18 protein-coding genes are annotated in these 20,581 nt (G+C 49.1%); 4 read left to right on the top strand and 14 right to left on the bottom strand.

Annotation, left to right across the window (positions count from 1 at the left end; genetic code table 11):
* Positions 1–238: 238 nt before the first annotated feature.
* The 3 genes from KDK18_RS02410 to rluC all read right to left on the bottom strand — a co-directional run bounded on the left by KDK18_RS02410 (position 239) and on the right by rluC (position 3,027).
* Positions 239–1,225 carry a S49 family peptidase gene (locus KDK18_RS02410; protein WP_257252936.1) on the bottom strand — a complete coding sequence of 329 codons (987 nt, stop codon included), beginning with the start codon at positions 1,223–1,225 and terminating at the stop codon, positions 239–241.
* A gap of 81 nt (positions 1,226–1,306) precedes the next feature.
* Positions 1,307–1,966: an HAD-IIIA family hydrolase gene (locus KDK18_RS02405; protein WP_257252935.1), complete on the bottom strand. Its 660-nt coding sequence runs from the start codon at positions 1,964–1,966 to the stop codon at positions 1,307–1,309.
* A gap of 77 nt (positions 1,967–2,043) precedes the next feature.
* Entirely contained in the window at positions 2,044–3,027 is a 984-nt protein-coding gene (gene rluC, locus KDK18_RS02400; RefSeq protein WP_257252933.1) for a 23S rRNA pseudouridine(955/2504/2580) synthase RluC, read from the bottom strand.
* A gap of 569 nt (positions 3,028–3,596) precedes the next feature.
* Here rluC and rne point away from each other — a divergent pair.
* Positions 3,597–6,575 carry a ribonuclease E gene (rne, locus tag KDK18_RS02395; protein ID WP_257252931.1) on the top strand — a complete coding sequence of 993 codons (2,979 nt, stop codon included), beginning with the start codon at positions 3,597–3,599 and terminating at the stop codon, positions 6,573–6,575.
* Positions 6,576–6,710: 135 nt separating this feature from the next.
* Here the strand turns inward: rne and KDK18_RS02390 are convergent, their stop codons facing one another.
* The 9 genes from KDK18_RS02390 to KDK18_RS02350 form a co-directional block, all read right to left on the bottom strand.
* Entirely contained in the window at positions 6,711–7,475 is a 765-nt protein-coding gene (locus KDK18_RS02390) for a DeoR/GlpR family transcriptional regulator (RefSeq protein WP_257252937.1), read from the bottom strand.
* 173 nt (positions 7,476–7,648) lie between these two features.
* Positions 7,649–9,046, bottom strand: coding sequence for a L,D-transpeptidase family protein (locus tag KDK18_RS14610; protein WP_257252930.1), 1,398 nt, complete (start codon positions 9,044–9,046; stop codon positions 7,649–7,651).
* A 231-nt stretch (positions 9,047–9,277) separates the two neighbouring features.
* Positions 9,278–10,291, bottom strand: coding sequence for a UDP-N-acetylmuramate dehydrogenase (gene murB / locus KDK18_RS02380; RefSeq protein WP_257252929.1), 1,014 nt, complete (start codon positions 10,289–10,291; stop codon positions 9,278–9,280).
* Positions 10,291–11,085: a 3-deoxy-manno-octulosonate cytidylyltransferase gene (gene kdsB, locus KDK18_RS02375; protein ID WP_257252928.1), complete on the bottom strand. Its 795-nt coding sequence runs from the start codon at positions 11,083–11,085 to the stop codon at positions 10,291–10,293. Before kdsB ends, murB begins: the two co-directional genes overlap by 1 nt.
* Entirely contained in the window at positions 11,082–11,303 is a 222-nt protein-coding gene (locus tag KDK18_RS02370; RefSeq protein WP_257252927.1) for a Trm112 family protein, read from the bottom strand. The genes kdsB and KDK18_RS02370 overlap by 4 nt, the downstream gene beginning before the upstream one ends.
* A complete protein-coding gene (gene lpxK / locus KDK18_RS02365) occupies positions 11,284–12,345 on the bottom strand; it encodes a tetraacyldisaccharide 4'-kinase (RefSeq protein ID WP_257252925.1) in 1,062 nt (353 codons plus the stop codon). Before lpxK ends, KDK18_RS02370 begins: the two co-directional genes overlap by 20 nt.
* Positions 12,346–12,439: 94 nt before the next feature.
* A complete protein-coding gene (locus KDK18_RS02360; protein ID WP_257252924.1) occupies positions 12,440–12,868 on the bottom strand; it encodes a biopolymer transporter ExbD in 429 nt (142 codons plus the stop codon).
* Positions 12,868–13,497, bottom strand: a complete 630-nt coding sequence (locus KDK18_RS02355; RefSeq protein WP_257252922.1) for a MotA/TolQ/ExbB proton channel family protein — start codon at positions 13,495–13,497, stop codon at positions 12,868–12,870. The genes KDK18_RS02360 and KDK18_RS02355 overlap by 1 nt, the downstream gene beginning before the upstream one ends.
* Positions 13,498–13,632: 135 nt before the next feature.
* On the bottom strand, positions 13,633–15,921 hold the full coding sequence (locus KDK18_RS02350; protein WP_257252921.1) for a DNA internalization-related competence protein ComEC/Rec2: 2,289 nt from the start codon (positions 15,919–15,921) through the stop codon (positions 13,633–13,635).
* A gap of 421 nt (positions 15,922–16,342) precedes the next feature.
* Here KDK18_RS02350 and KDK18_RS02345 point away from each other — a divergent pair, with 421 nt between their 5' ends.
* Positions 16,343–16,870 carry a DUF2062 domain-containing protein gene (locus tag KDK18_RS02345; protein ID WP_257252920.1) on the top strand — a complete coding sequence of 176 codons (528 nt, stop codon included), beginning with the start codon at positions 16,343–16,345 and terminating at the stop codon, positions 16,868–16,870.
* 196 nt (positions 16,871–17,066) lie between these two features.
* Positions 17,067–17,357, top strand: a complete 291-nt coding sequence (locus KDK18_RS02340) for a hypothetical protein (protein WP_257252918.1) — start codon at positions 17,067–17,069, stop codon at positions 17,355–17,357.
* Between the two features lie 225 nt (positions 17,358–17,582).
* On the opposite strand, the gene KDK18_RS02335 is transcribed toward KDK18_RS02340, so the two are convergent.
* Together KDK18_RS02335 and KDK18_RS02330 are read right to left on the bottom strand one after the other, a co-directional pair.
* Positions 17,583–17,978 carry a hypothetical protein gene (locus tag KDK18_RS02335; RefSeq protein WP_257252916.1) on the bottom strand — a complete coding sequence of 132 codons (396 nt, stop codon included), beginning with the start codon at positions 17,976–17,978 and terminating at the stop codon, positions 17,583–17,585.
* A 303-nt stretch (positions 17,979–18,281) separates the two neighbouring features.
* A complete protein-coding gene (locus KDK18_RS02330) occupies positions 18,282–18,827 on the bottom strand; it encodes a hypothetical protein (protein ID WP_257252914.1) in 546 nt (181 codons plus the stop codon).
* Between the two features lie 646 nt (positions 18,828–19,473).
* Here KDK18_RS02330 and KDK18_RS02325 point away from each other — a divergent pair.
* Complete coding sequence (locus KDK18_RS02325) at positions 19,474–19,986, top strand: lipocalin family protein (protein ID WP_257252913.1); 513 nt, start codon at positions 19,474–19,476, stop codon at positions 19,984–19,986.
* Positions 19,987–20,581: the final 595 nt, after the last annotated feature.

Here is a 20,581-nt window from a genome sequence, read left to right as displayed (position 1 = left end):
TCAACGGTGCCAGAAATATCTTTCTTAAGTGTTTGACAAGGTAGCTTGAACCTTATCCATAACAGCGAGTGTTGCGCTCGTTGCGGATTTAATCAAGAGCAAAAACGATCTGGGCAAAAAAGACGCAGACAACACTATCTCCCAACCAGCCCATCACTACCTCTGACCATGTCAGAAGCAGTATGAAAAAGGCCAGTAAATCGCTGGCCATTTTCATACCCTAATCACTCCAAAAACATCACTGCAGCGATAGCGAGTTCAGCCCAAGCACTTTAACCGCAGTTGAGGCAACCCCCGCACCGAAATCTCTGGCAAAACGCTCAAAAGGTGTCAAACGCAGAGAAAAGTCGACAATTTCTTCCTCACCAATCACTTCACGAGCCACATAACCTGCACTGCCCAGACCATCAAGCAGACCCAGTCCTACCGCCTGCTCACCTGTCCAGACCATACCTGAAAAGATATCCTTGTTATCAGACAGTCGATCTCCACGCCCCTGCTTGACCACATTGATAAATTGATTGTGGATCGTATCCAGAGACTGCTGCCACCGCTGCGTAGCTTCAAAGTCTTGTGGCTGGAAAGGATCATTAAAGGCTTTGAATTCACCCGCAGTGTAGGTACGACGAGTCACACCCAGCTTTTTCATGGCGTCAACAAAGCCAAAGCCGGAAGAAATTACACCAATGGAACCCACCAGACTGGCTTTATCCGCATAAATCTTGTCAGCCGCCGCCGCTATGTAGTAACCACCTGAAGCACCAATATCCATGACCACTGCATAGAGAGGAGTCTGAGGATACATTTGTCTCAGACGCCTGATCTCGTCGTAAATGTAACCAGACTGAACGGGACTGCCACCAGGGCTGTTGATACGAAGAATAACACCCTTTGTGCCTTTATCTTCAAAAGCCGCGCGCAGCCCTGTAACCACTGAGTCAGCATTGACATCATCGGTGCCGATAACACCATCCAGGTCGACCAGAGCAGTGTGAGATACACTGGCTGGAGCACTGGAAAAATCCACATGCATGGCTTTATAGAAAACACCCACGGATACAAACAACCAAGCAAAGGTCAGAAGTTTGAAGAAAATCCCCCAGCGACGTGCACGGCGCTGCTCTCTCAGGGCCCCCTGAGCCAGATCCTCAATCAGCTTCCAGGCACGCCCATCTTTATCACCTGACTGTTCATAGTCATCACTCTCATTCCATGAACTACTCACTCAACTCACTCCTGTTATTTTCAATAACCTTTTCTGTTTCCCATTTGACCGGGGCACAAAACTGTTCTTTCACCGGGACTGTCAGCGTTTGCCCAACCAGTCAACCAACTCATCAAAAGAGCCCACCGTGTGCACAGGGCCATGCTCTTTGAGCCTGCATTCATCCTGCGCACCATAGCTGACCGCCACACTGTCCATGCCGGCATTGGCAGCCATGTCCAGATCAAACCCGGAATCCCCAACCATAAGCGCCTGATCTGCAGTCACACCAAACTCAGCCAGCAACTGTTCAAGCATCATCGGATGAGGTTTGGAATAAGCATCATCAGCTGTCCGGCTAGCCTCAAAATAGGGCTGGTAATCATTGGCGGCCATCGAGCGTTCCAGACCTGCTCTTTTTTTACCCGTAGCCACCGCCATTCTGACCCCAGCGCCTTTCAGACACTCCAGACCCCGGCTAACTCCGGGGAAAGGACGGGATGGCTTTTGCTCCAGCTCAAGATGAAAATCCCGGTATGCCTCACGATAAACGAGGGCCTGCTCTTCATCCAACCCGGGATAAAGTTTTGCAATTGCTTCTCCCAGACTCAGACCAATAATGCCTTTATAAGAATCATCTGCAAGAACAGGCAACGCCAAACTCTCTGCCGCCTTCACCAGAGCGGTCACAATATTGGGCACTGAGTCAATTAACGTGCCATCCCAGTCAAATACAACCAGTGAATACTCTTTTCTTTCCATCTTACCTGATCAATTTACTGCTGTTTGTCCTGATGCCCATAGCGCTGGAAAAACCGCGATCAACATCATTAAAAACATTAACCCCTGAGCGTCTCTAACACACCGCCAAGATCTTCCGGCAAAGGGGCATCAATTATTAAAGTCTGGCCGTCCGGCAGGACCAATCTGAGCCTGGCAGCGTGAAGATAAAGTCGCTTCAGCCCAAACTCTCTGAATCGTCTATTATCTTCATCTGACGTGTACTTTTCATCCCCGAGAATTGGGTACCCGGCATACAGACAATGCACCCTGATCTGGTGTGTTCTTCCGGTAACCGGACTGGCCTCTACCAAAGTGGCCATTTCACTGGCATGACTAAACCGCTCCAGGACCTTATAAAGGGTCTTTGAACGTTTACCTTCTAAATCAACCGTCACAACACGCTCTCCGGAACGAAGGGTATTTTTCAGCAAAGGCGCATTCACCAGAACCTTCCTGCTTGGCCAGCGCCCAAGGACGAGAGCGTTGTAGATTTTACTGATTTTGTCTTCCTTCAGTTGGGCATGAAGATAACGAAGCATGCTTCGTTTTTTAGCAATCATCAGACAGCCCGAGGTATCACGATCCAAACGATGGACCAGCTCCAGACTTCGCTCCTCGGGGCGAATATTTCTCAGGGTCTCAATAACACCGTGAGCAATACCGCTGCCACCATGAACAGCAATACCCGCTGGCTTATTGATGATGATCAGAGATTTGTCTTCATAAAGGATGGAGTCTTCAAGCTTCCGGGTAATGACCGCCCCCGGCGCTGCCACGGGAGCCATTTCTGAAACCCTGACAGGGGGAACCCTTAACAGATCTCCATCCTGAAGCCGGTAATCGGCGGTTACACGCTTTTTGTTTACCCTTACTTCACCCTTACGAATAATTCTGTAAACCCGGGTTTTAGGTACGCCTTTGAGAATCCGTATCAGGTAATTATCGACCCGCTGCCCGGCATCTTCGCTATCAATATTAATCATTTTTACCGCTGGGCGGGGTTCCCCGGCCTGCCGAGAGTCGTTCTGATGTCTATCCATAGTGCTATAGTATCAGCTTTCCCCCATTTGAAGCACTTACTGATTGCTGGTATAGTTGAGGCACTGCCTTGTGCATATCTGAAGAGGCAGTTCGATTTACGAAACCTGAGAGCGGCCGACAGCGGGATTGGCAAGTACAAAGAGCCATCAAGCCACTTGAAGCAGAGCCGATGACACTCAGGACAGATGAAACACCATCACGGCCCAGCCGTGTAAGATAAACAGCGCTACTCTCTGTCAAGCAGTGCACCCCCGGATTCCGGGCGTGAGGAAAACTCCGGGAAAGTTGACATTATCATCGGCCTATTTTTTTATCGAGCCAATCGCTATCGATAAACGCCGAAAACTCCCGGCAAGACTGAATTCCCCGCCCAGGGTGGCCCGTCTGGATCAAGACCTGGTCACCAGTTTGATGCTATATCGTTACAAAGCAGGTTAAAGAAGTACTGGGAAGTAACTCTGATAGCACAGATTATAAACCGGCAGTTCCGCATCAGTGACGGACCGGAAAACAAGAAAACGGGCAGTGCCGGCTTGAGAGGCTAGCCTCTGAATTTATTCGGTACTCTATGAAGAGAATGTTAATCAATGCAACTCAGTCTGAAGAGTTGCGCGTTGCACTGGTTGATGGCCAGCGACTATACGATCTGGACATTGAGTCCGGCGCTCGTAAACAGAAAAAAGCTAATATCTACAAAGGAAAAATCACCCGGGTTGAGCCCAGCCTGGAGGCTGCTTTTGTCGATTTTGGCGCTGAACGTCACGGATTCCTCCCCCTGAAAGAGATATCCCGGGAATACTTCAGCTCCCCCCACCAAGGTGGTCGCCCCAATATCAGGGACGTCATCAGGGAAGGGCAGGAAGTCATTGTTCAGGTTGATAAGGAAGAGCGTGGTAACAAAGGTGCGGCTCTCACGACACTAGTCAGCCTGGCAGGTCGTTACCTTGTTCTGATGCCGAACAACCCCAGAGCCGGCGGTATTTCCCGTCGCATTGAAGGTAATGAGCGGGCTGAGCTCCGTGAAATTCTCAGCAACCTCAATACCCCTTCCGAAATGGGTGTTATTGTGCGCACCGCGGGCCTCGGTTGCTCCAGAGAAGAGCTGCAATGGGACCTCGACTACCTGCTTCAACTCTGGAGTTCCATCAAAGATGCAGCGCAAAAGCCTGCACCCATGCTGATTTATCAGGAAAGCAACGTTATTATTCGTGCGATCCGAGATTATCTGCGTCAGGACATTGGCGAAGTACTGATCGACAAAACCAGCGTATTTGACGAAGCCCTGGATTTCATCAGGCGCGTGATGCCTCAATATCAGCACAAGGTCAAGCTGTATAAAGACAGCATTCCACTGTTCAACCGCTTCCAGATCGAATCCCAGATTGAAACAGCCTTCCAGCGCGAAGTTAAGCTACCTTCCGGTGGTTCTATTGTCATTGACCCCACTGAAGCCCTGGTTTCCATTGACATTAACTCCGCCCGTGCAACCCGTGGTGGCGATATCGAAGAAACCGCACTGAACACCAACCTGGAAGCGGCCGATGAAATTGCCCGGCAGCTCAGACTCCGTGATATCGGCGGTCTGATTGTGATCGACTTCATCGACATGAGCCACAACCGCAATCAGCGCGAAGTCGAGAACCGCATCCGTCAGGCTCTATCCATGGATCGCGCGCGCGTCCAGACCGGACGAATTTCTCTATTCGGGCTGCTGGAAATGTCACGTCAGCGTCTGCGCCCTTCACTGGGTGAAACCAGCGGCGTAGTCTGCCCAAGATGTTCTGGTCAGGGTACTATCCGTGACATTGAATCTCTGGCTTTATCCATCCTACGTTTAATGGAAGAAGAAGCCCTGAAAGACAAGACTTCTGAAATCCGTGCCCAGGTACCAGTCGCTGTAGCTGCATTCCTGTTAAATGAGAAACGGCAGACCATCGCCAAGATTGAGAAACGTCACAGGATCCGCATTGTTGCGATTCCCAACCCTAATCTCGAAACGCCTCATTACGACGTACAGCGCCTAAGAGATGACCACGTACTGGAAGGCTCTGAGAGCAGCTACGAAATCATCTCTGCCGAAGAACCACAGGAAGAAAAAGCGGCTTCTTCCCAGACCAAAGCTACACCCCGGCAGGAAGCGGCAGTCAAGAACGTAGCTCCGACTCAACCTGCGCCGGCTCAGGCTGAAAAACAAGGCCTGCTTAAATCTTTTGTCAAAGCGATTGGCGGCCTCTTCGCAGCTGAAGAAACCCCTGAAAAGCCTGCCCAGACTGAAACTCACAAACCTGCTCGTCAGCCAAGAGATCGCAATAGTCAACAACGCGACTCTCAACAACGGGATCATCGTGGCCAGCGCCAGCAACGCACTAAGCCACAGCACCACAAAGAGCAGCCTGATGGTCGCCAAGCTCGCCACGAGCGCCGTCGCAGTGGTCGCCAGCAGGACGAGAGAAAAGACAACACGTCCCGGCAGGAACGCAATATTCGCCAGCAGCCGGAAGAGCGTAGCTCTCGTCGCCTGCAACAAGAAAGAAGAGATCGTCGTGAGCCTTTAACAGAACCGAAACATCAGGACCAGACCACTTCTGAACAGCAGGAAGATAACCGTCGTCGCCGTCGCCCCGGCACTGCACATCGCAGAAGAAACAACCGCCCCTCCCAGAGAGATCGAAGCCAACTGGAACAACCTGTACTGCCTTCACTCTCAAAGCCTGAAGAAAGCAGGACAGATGACCCGGCACACCCTGCGGCCACCCGGGCACCTGCGGCTATTAATGCGCCTGCGGCTGTTAAAGAGCCTTTAGAACAAGCTCCTCAAAGGCAGAGAAATAAACCAGCTCTCCAACAGGGAGTAAAAACGCCGCAGGAAGCTTCGGCTGAAAACACGGTTACCAGAGAATCCAGGCAGCAAGTTACCCACCAGCCAGAAACGGTCGAGGTAGTTGCCGAAGCGCCAGCAATCAGACAGACTGAAGAAGCTGTCAGCAAGCCAGCTCCTGCCACTGAGCAGAAGCCTCACGCTGAAGACGTCCGTCATAAAGCAGATGCTACGCAGCCGGTTACAGAAGGACTTAAAACCACCACACCTCGAATGACTGAAATGGCCAAGGCAGTGGCCGCCAATAGCCACAGAGAAGCAACTCCTCTTCAGCAGCCGAATATTCCGGTTCAGCCAGGTGCTGAACCCAGAGCTGCAAAAGCAGAAGAATCTGCCAAGCCTGCCGCTGTGGGGACTGAGACCACCATGGCAGCTGCTCCAGCAGAGACAGAAACACCCTCTCCGGCACAATCGACTGAAGCCGCACCTCAAAACCAGGAAGCCCCTGAGGCGGTCAAGCCTGATGCTTTAGCTGAGCCAACCTCGAATATTGTTGAGTTCAGCAAGAAGGAAGAGCCTGCCCCGCGCCGCAGACGCAGCCGCGCTCACAACGACCCTCGTATGAAGCGTCGCCAGGAGCAACAGCGAGCTACAGCAGCTACTCAGCAGTCTGAAAACAAACCATCTGAAGACCAAAAATCCGCTGTCTCTGCATCACAGGAAAACTAATAATCCAGCCCGGTGAGCCATCACCGGGCTTAGTTGTTTCGAAGAGAGTCCATCGTTGTAGACCTGTCAGACTACATCGACTCTTATAAAAAAAAGGAGAGGTAATACCTCTCCTTTTTTTAACAACGATAATTGCTAGTCGCAAATCACCAACTCTATCGCCGAATTTGCTATAACCTCCTCGAGTGGCTCAGGTGGCTCAACATCCGTGAATAAGACATCAATCTGCTCAAGATGCCCCAACCTGACCATGGCACTCCGTCCGTATTTACTATGGTCTGCCGCCAGAAAACAGTGTTTGGCATTACCAATCATGGCCTGTGCGACCCTAACCTCATGATAATCGAAGTCCATCAGGGCTCCGTCCATATCGATACCACTGATCCCCATAACAGCATAATCTACTCTGAATTGTTCAATAAAATCCCGAGTTGCCTGACCGACAATACCACCATCACGATTTCGAACTTCCCCCCCTGCAATCACAACGGTAAAGTCTTCACGCTGTAAAAGAATTGAAGCCACATGAAGGTTATTGGTTACGACTCTTAACGCCCTGTGATTAAGCAATGCCCTGGCAACCGCTTCAGTTGAAGTGCCGATATTGATAAACAGCGATGCACCATCAGGTATTCTCTTGACCAGCTCTGCTGCAATGCGATCCTTTTCTTCACTCAGGCTCATCTTTCGCTCAGAATAAGCAGTATTAACAGTACTACTGGACGGCAGACCTGCCCCACCATGATGCCGTGAGATCAGTTTTTTTTTGTCCAACTCATTGAGATCTCTGCGAATCGTCTGGGCAGCCACTTTAAAGTGTTGCACCAATTCATCTGTCGTCATAAAGCCATGCTGACGAATTAAATCAACAATCAATTCCTGACGATGGGTCTGAGGTATAGAAGACACAGCGGCTGTCTTGGCAGTCATCCGAAAACTCTTATCGGCTAAAAACACCCTGTCCCTGAAAGTAACAGAGTGTCAATCCATGAAGATGGTCCAGTCAATACCGTCAGCATACCAACTTACAATGCCTATAGCGAAGATAATTCGAAAGCCTGTTTTGATTGCACTTACAGTCTGGCCAACAAAGCATCATCCAGGTTGTAAATGTCCGGCCTGAATCGAACACGGCCACTGCTATCTGGCCAGGCTGTGAAGTAAACAAAATAGAGTGGAACGGGTTTTCTGAGTTTTAACTTACCTGTCTCCGTGGTGGCCTGCAACGTCCTTACTTCATTTTCCATTCCCTGACTTTTAAGAATATTACCGATTAAATGCTCAATATTCTCAACCCGGGTGCAACCGGAACTGAAGGTTCTGACAGACTGCCTGAAAAGATCTGGCTTGTCAGTATCGTGCAGATAGACACTGTAGGCATTGGGAGAGTCCAACTTATACTTACCCAATGGATTCACCTTCCCCGGCTTCTGCTCCAAACGATAGGGAAAGCCCCTCTGACTGTATTTGTTCCAGTTGATAGTATCAGGATCCAGCTCTCTTGCACTTGATTTCCAGCTCTCATAAACAGAAAAACCCTCACGTTTCAGGAATGCAGGATCTTTCTGAGCCCTTCTCAATAACGAAGTTGAGGAAATAGAAGATGGTACTCGCCAGTAAGGATTGACTGTAATACTCTCTATACTTTCCTGAAAAATCGGAGTCTGGCGAGAAGGCTTGCCAACGATGGCCCGATAGAGCCTCTGTTTTTCTCTACCCGTCACCCAGGCCACATTAAAACCAGCAATATCCACCAGCACATGAGGATAAGGCAATGATCTGGGCATCCACCTCATTCGCTCCATATTCACCTTCAGGACTTTGATTCTTTCAAGGGTTAATGCAACCAGAGCCTGACGAGTGCGCTGACCAATATACCCGTCCGCACGAATCCTATATTGCTTTTGTAAATTCTTGATCACTGACGTGTGGGATCGACTGAACTGCCCTGCTGGCAAACGATCGGCCAGATCCAGATCAATCAACCATCGGTTCAGAGTCAAAATGGAAGGATGACGATCTCCTTCTTGCAGCACCCTATCCGCCGGAAAGTGATCAATGGCTTTTTCCAGATGAGTATTCAATCGTTGCAGTGTTTTCTTGAACAACTCATATTGCGGCAGCCTGGGCTCAATCAAATCAAGCGAGTTGGAGTCCATATGCTCCTGTAATACAGGCAAGGCAGCTGTGTCTGCAATCCTCCATCCGGGCTGATAAACTCTTCTGTCCAGTCGCCCGGTATCCAGATAAGCCGCAAATTCGGAAGCTACTTTTCGAACATTCTGCTCAGAGGGATCAGTCGCCAACTGCAGCCACTGACTCTGAGGGAACTCAATACCGTGCTGGGGCGCTGTCGACATCCAACTGATCAACTGCTGACTGGAAGCAGCTTCTGAATGGCCTTCACTCTTGATTCGGACACCGGGCTCTGAGAAGGCGGAAGGGGCTGACAGCCAATCTTCCGCGGACACGCTTGTAACCAATAGGCTCACAAACAGGTATGGCACCAATAATGACAGAACACTGCGCATGAAAACTCCATTTACAGTACAAGCCTCACTGCATCACAGGCTTTCATCGAACAGAAAAAATCTCGTACTTACTTAAGAGTAGACAGCCCGGAAACGGTGTTTTCTTCACCACAAGAAGGGAAAAAGATTGCCAGAAAACTGGCACTGGTTTTTGAGAGAACAGAATAAAAATCAATAGACTCTTGGTTCCATCTCAAGCTCGACACCGAACTGATCATGAACAACAGCCCGGATGTGTCTGGCCAGCCTCAGCAAATCATCAGGCTCTGCCCCGCCATGATTGACCAGTACCAGAGCCTGCTTGTGATAAGTGCCAACCGATCCCTGACGAAAACCCTTGAGGCCTGCCCGATCAATCAGCCAGCCAGCGGCCAGCTTCCAACGCCCTTCAAAGGGATAGGCCACGATGTCAGGGTAATCTGTCTGCACCCTCTTCAAAAGCGCTTCATCCACCAGAGGGTTTTTAAAAAAGCTACCGGCATTACCCAGTTCTGATGGGTCAGGCAACTTTTCTCTGCGAATATCACAGACCACGTCACTGATCGCAAAGGCATCAGGATGCTTGTTTGAGCGCCGCTCTACTTCCTGCTGCAAATGGCCATAAGAGAGTCTGGGCAACCAGTTGGCATCCAGAGCAAACGTAACAGAAGTGATAATAAAATGGTCACGAGCCGACTGTTTGAAGATCGAGTCACGATAGCCAAACTGGCAATCCTCAAGAGAAAAGCATTTCAGTTCTCCAGACTGAATATCCAGCGCTTCCAGACTCTGGAAGTAATCTTTGATTTCAACACCATAAGCACCAATATTCTGAATCGGCGCTGCACCCACATTCCCCGGAATCAGGGAGAGATTCTCAAGCCCAAATGCCCGTTTACCCAAAGTCCAGCGGACAAACCCATGCCAGTTCTCACCCGCTCCCGCAGTCACACTGACACATCCAGCCTCTCGGGAAATGATCTTTTTACCAAGGATATTGACATGAATAAACAAAGCTTCCTGATCACTACTTAACACCAGATTACTGCCTCCCCCCAGAGGAACAACGGGCAGTTTTTTCAGAGTGGCAAAAGCGATGGCCTCATGAAGGTCCCCGATCGAGCCTACCTCAGCAAAATAGCGAGCATTGACCCTGAAACCAAAGGTATTCAGGGCTTCGAGGGAATAGTTTTCAAGAATTCTCATCAGGAAATATCGGCCAGCCTGTTTTCCACGAGCCCCCTGATCACTTTAAGATCAGCTTCCGTATCCACCCCATGGGGAGGCGTCTCCATGGCGTCAGCCACGTGAATACGATGGCCATTCCAGAGCAGTCTCAACTGTTCGAGAGACTCAACGGACTCAACCGGACTCTGTTCCCATTGCACATACTGATTCAGCAGACTGACACGATACGCATAGATACCAATGTGGCGTCTGTAAATATCCACTGTGGGCAGTGAGCTGCCATTCTCGGCAAACTCATCTCTGGCCCAGGGCACAGGAGCGCGACTGAAGTAAAGGGCAAACCCTTCACGATCAGTCACTACTTTGACCACATTGGGATTAAACAGATCGGCTCGATTCCGCACAGGCTCGGAAAGTGTTGCAGCACCCGCTGTCTCAGTCTTTATCAGATTATTAGCCACCTGATCGATGACTTTTGCCGGAATCAGTGGCTCATCACCCTGCACATTAACAATCACTTCGTTGTCACCCATTTCATAGAGACGAGTGACCTCCTGAAGACGATCGGTTCCTGAAGGATGGCCGGCCAGCGTCATGCAAGCCTCGGCATCGAACTTTTCAACGGCATTGATGATACGCTCATCATCAGTCGCGATAATGACACGAGTGGCCTGACTCTCACAGGCTCGCTCATAGACGTGCTGAATCATAGGCTTACCGCAGATATCAATCAGTGGCTTGCCGGGCAGACGACTGGAACTGAATCGGGCAGGAATAACAACTGTAAACGGAGCAGTGGAAGCACTCATCATGCAGATGTATCCTCTTGGGAAGATGCCGCCTCGCCGCCCTCCAGCCGCTCATCAGCAGTCAGGGTACGAGCTTCGTTTTCCAGCATGACAGGAATACCATCACGAATGGGATAGGCCATGCCGCAGGGTCGACAAATCAGCTCAGCCGCTGATTTGTCGTATTTCAGATTGCCCTTGCAGAGGGGACAGGCCAGAATCTCAAACAGCTTCTTGTCCATGGGTATCCTTATCAGACCGACTCTGCGGCCCATTAGTTTCAATCAGTGTCAGAATGCGTTCAAAAACCGTCTCAGGCACTCTGGCCCGAACCGGCAGAAACCAGAAACGGGATTCTGCGAAAGCAGAGCATTTTACTGCATCCTTGGCCGTCATGATAACGGGCAGATTGTCCCGAAACTGAAAATCTTCTTTCCTGAACCCATAATGATCGGGAAAAGGATGGGGAATCACCTCATATCCCAGTTTTTCCAGCGTTCTGAAAAAGCGCTCCGGATTCCCTATACCTGCCACTGCATGAACTTTACCGGAGACAGGCGGCTGATCCGTATTCTTCCCATTGACAGGCCTGAGTGCATCAGGCTCAAGGAAAAAACAGTCAAAGTGACAATCAACCACACCGGAGGGCTTACCATTGATCACAACCTGATCGACTTCCCTGAGCCTGCCGGGTGGCTCCCTGAGGGGCCCGGCAGGCAAGTTGAGACCATTACCCAGCATTCTCTGGCCATCCAACACCACCAATTCAACGTGACGATCCAGATTATAGTGTTGAAGACCATCATCAGCGATCACCAGATTACAATTTTTCTGCTCAATCAGTGCTTTTGCTGCTGAAACCCGATCCGGATCCACCATGATCGGGACATTCAGCTGCTGAGCCAGCATTACAGGCTCATCCCCAACCAGTGCAGGATCGGACTCAGGCAAAACTTCTGCGGGTAATTGAATGCTTTTGTCGGCTCCAAAGCCGCGACTGGCGACCCCTGGCTTAAATCCCTGCCGGATTAATCTTGCTACCAAACTGGCTACAAAAGGCGTCTTACCCGTACCCCCTACCGTAATATTGCCAACAATAATGACGGGAACAGGCGACCGCCAGCGCTCGGAGTGTTCCAGCTTCATCCGGCGATTTCGGGCTATCCGGGCGTATAAAAAAGACAATGGAAGCAACAGTCGGGTCCAGAACCCGCGGCCGTACCATGAGTTGAGAACCGAGTCACTGATTACTGCCTGCCAACGACGAGATTCTTTGTTTTCCATGAGGAGTCAGTCACTCTTAACTAAAAAATGCAAACGCAGCCTGTGAAGACTGCGCTTGTATCAGAGGCCACGGGCCTTTCTGGCTCATTCACCGTTACTGCTCTGATTCTACCGGTTTTCGAGTTGTCATGCTGAGGTTTGCAAAACCCAGCTGTCCGGCAGCGTCCATGGCGGTTACCACTGACTGATAAGGCGTATTGGCGTCTGCCGTGATAGTAAGAGGCAGGTTGGAGTCTCCTTCACTGACTTTTGCCAAGGCATTTTTCAGTGTATCCAGACTGCTGTTCACGAGAGACCGACCGTTCACAGCATAATAACCTTCACGGCTGATGGTAATTTCCACCCGAGTCTTCTCAACAGCTGCTCTTTGCTCACCACTGGCCTCCGGTAAATCAATGGCCAACTGAGTCTCCTTGGTGAAGGTCGTCGAAACCATAAAGAAAATCAGCAATAAAAAGACCACATCAATCAGTGGTGTCAGGTTGAGCGAGACCTCTTCCCGGGACTGGCGACGAAATTTCATCACTTGCCCTCGCGGTCTTTTAGCTTTCGCTCTCCCTGAAGCACTTCCACCAACTTGGTGGCTTCCTGCTCCATGGTGACAACCAACTCATCCACACGGCGGGTAAAATAACGGTGAAAGATCAGGCTGGGAATCGCCACGGTCAGGCCAGCTGCAGTGGTAATCAGAGCTTTGGAGATCCCCCCTGCCAGCACGCCGGCATTACCTGTGCCTTCCAGCATGATCACGGTAAACACATCAATCATACCAATCACTGTACCCAACAGGCCCAGCAAAGGCGCAATGGCAGCAACCGTTCCCAAAGTATTAAGATAACGCTCCAGTTCATGAATAACCCTGCCAGCCTGCTCCTCAATACTTTCTTTCATGATATCGCGGCCATACCGGGCGTTACTAATGCCTGCCGCAAGGATTTCACCCAACGGAGACCCGCTCCTCAAGCCACTGACTTTCTTGCTGTCCAGGTCATTATTCTTGATCCACTTCCAGACCTGAGACAGAGTATTTCTAGGTGCAATGCGCGACGGCCTGAGCGTCCATAGACGTTCAAAAATAATTGCCATGGCAATGACAGAACTCAGCAGGATTGGCAGCATCAGCCAACCACCGGATTTCACCAATTCGAACACAGCCCATTCCCTTCCAGAAGCCTGTTTAATGAAAAGACTCTACCATAGAGCATCAGCTCAAAACCACGAACACATGCGTATCAGCCGCAATATTGCCAACAATATGGCTGCAACGATTGAACTGTAGCTCTACACTCAGCGCCACCAATATCTGGCACTTTGAATTTTGTACTTTTTCACTGCCTCCGGGCCCCTCCCCATGACAAAACTAAGCGTTCCTGAAGTAGCCGTGTTGTAGAGAGTTGCCCCGAGTCGCTCAACCCGATTCAGGGTCTCCTCCGCCGGATGTCCATATGGATTTCGATAACCCGAGGACACCAGCACCTGTGATGGATTGACCAGAGACAAAAACGCTTGCGAACCTGAAAAGCGGCTACCATGATGTGGAAGCAGTAGGTAGTCAGCCTCAAGACTTTCAAACTGATTGATTAGATGAGACTCGGTTTTTTTACCAATATCACCGGTTAAGAGCAGCTTTTCATTACCTGCTGTCACTCTCAACACACAGGATCGCTCGTTGTCAGAAACCGATAACCGGCTGCCCGACAAAACCTCGAACTCTACTCCGTCCCATTGCCATTTCATTCCAGGCAGACAGGGACTCATTGCCCCCTCAAACCCGGTAACTGCAGAGCCCGACATAATTTCTGCTTCTGGGTACCGTTGATGAATCAATTCAAGCCCACCCGAATGATCGTTATCCCCGTGAGAAATTATGACACGGTCTACCCGGTCAATTCCAAGGCGGCTGAGATACGGAACAATGATACCATCCACCGAGTTGAAACGGCCTCTGGAAGCCACTCCGGTATCATACAACAGTATGTTCTGACGAGTTTGCAAGAGCACTGCAACCCCCTGCCCCACATCCAGTACAGCCACTTTCACCTCTCCTGCTGCCGGGTGATCCTTGTCAGGAAAAAAAAGAGGCAGCAGAAAAAAGGGGAAAAGTACTCTTAACCCAAGCCCCCTGGGTGTAGCCAGAACCAATACAGCTCCAGCAATCAGGACAACTTGTACCAGTCCTATGCTAACAACAGGCATGAAAGCAGGCACTGATGAGACGGTGGCCAGCCCCACATCCCAAAACCTGAAAGCGTCATCCAGAAAATGAAGAATACCGATAGAGACCGAAAAGAAAAACGGCTGCAATGCCAGCGCAAGAAAAGCAGCAGGTACGACCAGTAGCCCCATGACAGGAATCGCAACAAGATTAATCAGGGGCGAAAACAGGGATACCGATTGCTGATTGAACAACAACATGGGAGCCAACATCAGGAAAACCAGCCATTGAGGTCTAAGCCAGAGCCTCGTCCTGCCTCCCATGTTGATATCGGCATTCATAAAAATCCTGCCACAGCAACCGTAGAGCAAAATGCCTACCGCCGAAAAGGAATACCAGAAACCGGCACTGGTTATTGCCAAAGGCTCGATGGACAGAACGACACAAAGCGCCAGCAGGAACAAAGTCGTGGGCCTGGCTTTAATACCCAGCAAAGGACCCGATAATGCCAGACCGGTCATCACCAGTGCTCTTTGAACCGGCACCGTAAAGCCGGCCATGAAGGCATAGATCAGGGCAAACAATAAACCGGCCCCGGCAGCATATCGGGGCAAGGTCATCTTCCTGAGAGGAAGAGCGCCTGTTCGGGCCAGCATCATCGTTAGCCAGTAACCGACTGCCGCCATGAGACCTATATGCAGACCCGAAATCACCATTAAATGAGTCGTACCGGTCTGATTCAACGATTCCCATTGTTGCTGAGAGATTCCCGACTTATCACCTATTAACAAGGCTGATAACAAGGCGGCAGAATTTTTGCTGCAATGTTCATAGAGCCACTGTCGTACCGCACTTCTATATCGACTTCTGAAAAAAACCATATCATCTGAAGTCGCTATTTTTTCACCTGACTTAACATAACCCGTTGCCTGTATATTCTCTCTGGCCGCCCAGGCCTCTCTGTCAAAAGCCCCCGGACTGCGATTGCCCCGAGGGTGCTTAATCCGTACCTGTAACTGCCACAAGTCTCCAGCCTGAATTTCAGGTGCCTGATACCAACTAAGTCGAATCTTTTTAAGATGCTCAGCAGTCTTCCCTTCCACGGTTTTCACAGTAAAATCAAAGCGGGTGAGGTGCAGGTGATAAGCAGGCATATCAGAGATGAATCCTGTTACTGTCATCGCTCTGCTTTCTTGCTCTCTGTTTATCCAGCTCTTCTTCAACCCATCAGCATGTAAAAACCCTGTAAAGATTCCGATCAATCCCAACCCCAGATAAAGAAGGATCAACACCGAAAAACCCTTAGGGAAGTCATTGCCACCCGTTACAATGCTCTGGCAAGCCACAGCCTCTTTGATGACATGCAGCAGTCCTATCACAATAAACACCAGGGCCAAAACGCCGATAAACCAAATAGACATATCGCCTGGTATTGCCGGAAAAAGAACCGTCAGCACTATTCCCGATAAATAGCTACAGTAAGCTGTGGGAAGACGGATAGTGTGTTTCATTTAATCAGTGCATAATGTCGAGTTTTTTTACAGAGAGCGCACAGGTCAGACCCAATATGAGTTTGGCGCACGTATCAGGCTCTCAGCATAGTCATCAAGATTGGATTATGCTGGGGGGTATCACTGTTAGATGGCATAACGTCAAACGGTTCTGCAAGGCAATGAGAGGGTGAGTGATTAATGCTCACAAAACTGCCTGATCAAAACAACCGGGGACAACCGAGCCTCAGGGAGTGAGTCTTTGCATTCGATTCACTGCTTTTGGAACGATTTGTCCACACTGCAGACTGGAAATCAGTCTCAGATCAAAGAAAGAGTATATTTAAGGGACATGGCGAGGAAACTGATACAACGCTATCTGCCGGATCCGGGAACCATCAAGGGCAACCGCCATCTGCGATTTCTGGGCAGCGCTATTCACGATGCCAACCTCTGGCACCTGAATCGACGTTCAGCAGCCAGTGCTTTTTTCGTGGGCGTGTTCTGTGCTTTTATACCCATGCCCTTCCAGATGGTTGTGGCTGCTGCCATGGCCGTCATATTCCGCTGCAACCTGCCCCTTTCGGTAGCCCTGGTCTGGATCACCAACCCGGTCACCATGCCAGCCATCTTTTATTTCACTTATAAGGTGGGATGCCACATCCTGGATGTTCCCATCAGTGAAACGTCCTTCGAACTCTCTTTACATGGCGTGGGTGTCGGGCTGGCCAAAATCTGGAAACCCCTCTATCTTGGCTCATTAATTACCGGTGTTATTCTTGGTTTTCTTGGCTACCTGCTGATCAGGCTCTATTGGCGCTGGAATGTCGTTCATCAGTGGCGTCAGCGGCGCAAACGTATAATATGCAAAAAACCATAGACTCACCCATGTCTTGCGTCCCTTCATGGCAAGTATTCCAGTCGGGTCATAAACGAATGAATTTCACGGAAAATGCGACATTTTCATTCTATTGCTATGGACATGAGATCACGGTCTTCCTATAGTTAGCGACATGAGTTAAGGCACTCACCATTTGAAAAACTCTTTTTGACTCCTCGGTAATCCAAATACTGCCATGCAAAGAAGCTTCCAAAAGCGCAAGCCAAAACTGGAAGGTCGCGGTGTTCTTGAGAACATCAGCACCGAAGGCCCACACAGTGACTGGCTGGGTATGCCAGATTATTATATCCATACACTGACCATATCTGATGACGAATATAAATATCTCTCCGCCGACAAGATTCTGGAGGTTGCTGTGGGTGATACGGTCGTTTTCCGCTATAAAGAACAGAGCAATGAGAAGCGTATCGACAAACGCTCGTTGGGTATCTACATTGACCCGAGTCAGTATATGAACAACAGCTAATTCATACTTTCTGAGCTGCACTTCTATGGGAGTGCAGCCAGCCTTTGTACCTTTTCCATCAGATCAGGTGGGCTGGCCTTATCAGCAAGTTCCTTAGTGATTGACCCGATGAAAATATATGCTTCGCAACTCTTTTTTCCATTGTTCATAAACAACGGATATTGGCAAAAAGCAAAAAACATCAAATACCTCGCCATACCGACCAGAGTGCAATGACTAACGCTCTTAAAATTGATGAAACTCACGCAGAAAGCTCTTTCTGTCGTGCATAAATTTCCGATGTTCCGGGTGACTCAGTGATCGCCTCTTTTCAGTGAATGCAGGGGCAATGAAACCCCAATTTGAATTTCGAGCAAAGTACACGACTACATCGACATTACTTTCTGACCACTGATTATGTACAATGTGGTCGTCACTGGAGGCTTCGACGGTTTTGACCTGTATTCTGTAATAGCTGGGCCCATCAGAAATTAATATGTCCGTTTGGTGTCCATGATCCAGAATAGGCAGAAAAACCTGCCAACCATCCTGCATCAACCAACTGACAACGATACTTTCATAGGACGTATTTTTTAATGCCTGATGCGTGCTGGCTTTGGTCTGAGTCATTCTTCTTGGCATTGCTTTTCCTTTAGATTTTTGAATCACATACGCTAAGTCATAGATTGCTCTAAAACAGTACCTTTCGTCTGCCAATTTATCCAATACAAACCGATCAAAAACCTCTAAACGGAAAACAAAAATAACGTACTTTTTAAAAATCGAAGTGGAGAAAACAGTGCATTGGCACACCCGGAAATCCACCTTGTACGCAGGGCTGCAATAGCAAATGACCGCTCAGCCAAGCAAACTTGTCGTCACTGAGACCTTGGCTTCCAGAGAGTTTGCCACCATCGTTATTGATAGCCATCAATAGCGCCATGCTTATTCAACGTAAGGGTATGCAAGCGACATTCGGTGATTGGAAAGCTTTATAGTCACCCTGGATTGCCATGAAGGGTCATACCTCTCCACAATACCGCGCACTTTCAGATAATTCTTGTGATCCGCTGCTATGAATTCACCGTTGATCTCTCCGCTTAACCTCTTCCCGTGTAGATTGATGTTCTGAAACCAAAAGCTGAAATGGTAGCCATTGCATAGGTTGGCTAAATCCTCTGAGTTGCCATAGGGATTAACCAAATAGTACTCTTCTCTGCCGTCAGGTTTGAGTTGCAGGGTCAGGACCATAAGTCCACCAGGATTGACATGCAATTTCAGCATCAATTTGTTGATACTGATGTTATATAATTTGGCCATATATTGAGCATCAAGCCTATAGGTTCCTGCAGGAATGGCACACGAAGTAATTGCACGTCCGAACACATGCGGTTGGGGCATTGCGTCGTACTTAGGATAAGGAGGGAACTCAAAGCCAATTGCAAAAACCAGCTGTGGAATAGCCACTAGGCTGTACCAGTATTTTTTCATGATGTATTACCCTATCGTCAGGAATCTAAGCGTTAAAGCTAACTGATGAGATTCTTCAGGATAGACGAAAGCCAGGATCTATTGTGCATCCACAGGATGGTTAAGATTGTTACGGCAAAGTACCACCCAAGTTATAGCTGATGGTTGTCCTCGACTCCGATTGGCTCCTGCCGACTCCTCTTAACCTACCAACTTCCTGTAGACAGCACTTATTGCCCTGCAGCTCTTTCGTTATTCTCAATTTCCATGCAGCCATCAAAGTAGCACGCAAAATATAAATACATTGTTAATCGTGCAACTGAATCAGAGTTGACATAAAAAATCTGAGTGCAGTTGATAATTGACTCCTAAACGCGCAAAGATACTGATCTCGGATTTTTTCCGTCAACCAGTGCCAAGCCCGAATTTCACCCTGGTGCTGGCATTATTCTGTGCTGCTGAATACCCACATTAGCTAGCGGTTCGCAAGGACCCTTCGCCTTTCAGAAAGCCACTTATGACGAGGCTTTCAGAGTATCAAGCTGATGATAATAAACTTTTCTAAGCAGGGGTAAAATGCCACCTTCACGACAATAGATGTTTAATTGCATCCTATCCCTTAAAATTCCCGTACATCTACCTTGAATAAAAAAAAGGGTGATTATTTATGAAACTCTTTACCTGTCTGGCCCTGCTTGCACTGGTCTCAGGCTGCACAGGAATTCCTGAACACGTAAAACCAGTAACACCTTTTGACATTGAAAGGTATATGGGCAAGTGGTACGAAATTGCCCGACTGGATCACTCCTTCGAGCGAGGCCTGAGTCAGGTCACTGCTGAGTACACCTTACAACTGGACGGTACCGTAAAAGTGACCAACTCTGGCTACTCTGAAAAAGACGATGAATACCGTCGGGCAAGAGGCACAGCAAAGTTCGCTCGACAAAGTGGTGAGGGCTATTTAAAAGTCTCTTTCTTTGGCCCCTTTTATGGCTCTTATGTTATCTTCGAACTGGACCAGAAGAGTTACCAGTACGCCTTTGTTAGCGGTTTTAATAGGGGTTATCTATGGTTTCTGTCCCGAACCCCTGAAATAAGCCAGGAGTTAAAAGAACGGTTTATCCAACAATCCGATAAGCTTGGATTTGACACTGACCAGTTAATCTGGGTCAAACAGTGACAGTCAGAAACTGCATTGCAAGGGCTTGCGAATGCTCCTTACAACTTTCTCAATTTCTCGGCTGGAAATGTAACCACGTATCTCAGCCAACCCTCACCCAGCGCCCGGAATTCAACGACAATGGATTATCTCTCCATGTTCAACAGACTGGACGATCCAAGCCGAATGGCAAGATATTTCGATGCAAAGGGAGCTGCGTTAGCAGCTGCACCGTCCATATCATCCAGTTGGCCAGTGTCGCACGACTGATGTCGACATTCAACCGTTTAAGGATGGATACCTGGCCGTATCGGTATAGAGGCAGCCGTACTTCGGACGAAGTTCAATAACCCTGCCTCTTCGTGCCGGAACAATATCCAGTTTTTCGCCGGCTTCTTCGCCAAGAACATGGAGTTCACCACCACAACGTCATACTGTTTATTTTCTTCGGGAATACCACCGAGGCCGCCTCCAAAAGCGGACCGATTAAAGGCACTCTCATGTTGTGATGATTTAATATCAACGTCCAACGCTTGACAACCAATATAACGAACACGAAATCATTATTTTAACAAGCATATTGTTATACTCTAAAGATTTATTAAAAGGGTCAGCT

It is taken from the genome of Endozoicomonas sp. SESOKO3 (assembly GCF_024606255.1).
This window is presented reverse-complemented; position numbering and strand designations above follow the sequence as displayed.

Coding starts and splice junctions, on each gene's coding strand:
- KDK18_RS02405 (WP_257252935.1), bottom strand. CDS start 1,966: ATGGAAAGAAAAGAGTATTCACTGGTTGTATTTGACTGGGATGGCACG.
- rluC (WP_257252933.1), bottom strand. CDS start 3,027: ATGGATAGACATCAGAACGACTCTCGGCAGGCCGGGGAACCCCGCCCA.
- rne (WP_257252931.1), top strand. CDS start 3,597: ATGAAGAGAATGTTAATCAATGCAACTCAGTCTGAAGAGTTGCGCGTT.
- murB (WP_257252929.1), bottom strand. CDS start 10,291: ATGAGAATTCTTGAAAACTATTCCCTCGAAGCCCTGAATACCTTTGGT.
- kdsB (WP_257252928.1), bottom strand. CDS start 11,085: ATGATGAGTGCTTCCACTGCTCCGTTTACAGTTGTTATTCCTGCCCGA.
- KDK18_RS02370 (WP_257252927.1), bottom strand. CDS start 11,303: ATGGACAAGAAGCTGTTTGAGATTCTGGCCTGTCCCCTCTGCAAGGGC.
- lpxK (WP_257252925.1), bottom strand. CDS start 12,345: ATGGAAAACAAAGAATCTCGTCGTTGGCAGGCAGTAATCAGTGACTCG.
- KDK18_RS02360 (WP_257252924.1), bottom strand. CDS start 12,868: ATGAAATTTCGTCGCCAGTCCCGGGAAGAGGTCTCGCTCAACCTGACA.
- KDK18_RS02350 (WP_257252921.1), bottom strand. CDS start 15,921: ATGTCTATTTGGTTTATCGGCGTTTTGGCCCTGGTGTTTATTGTGATA.
- KDK18_RS02345 (WP_257252920.1), top strand. CDS start 16,343: ATGGCGAGGAAACTGATACAACGCTATCTGCCGGATCCGGGAACCATC.
- KDK18_RS02340 (WP_257252918.1), top strand. CDS start 17,067: ATGCAAAGAAGCTTCCAAAAGCGCAAGCCAAAACTGGAAGGTCGCGGT.
- KDK18_RS02335 (WP_257252916.1), bottom strand. CDS start 17,978: ATGCCAAGAAGAATGACTCAGACCAAAGCCAGCACGCATCAGGCATTA.
- KDK18_RS02330 (WP_257252914.1), bottom strand. CDS start 18,827: ATGAAAAAATACTGGTACAGCCTAGTGGCTATTCCACAGCTGGTTTTT.
- KDK18_RS02325 (WP_257252913.1), top strand. CDS start 19,474: ATGAAACTCTTTACCTGTCTGGCCCTGCTTGCACTGGTCTCAGGCTGC.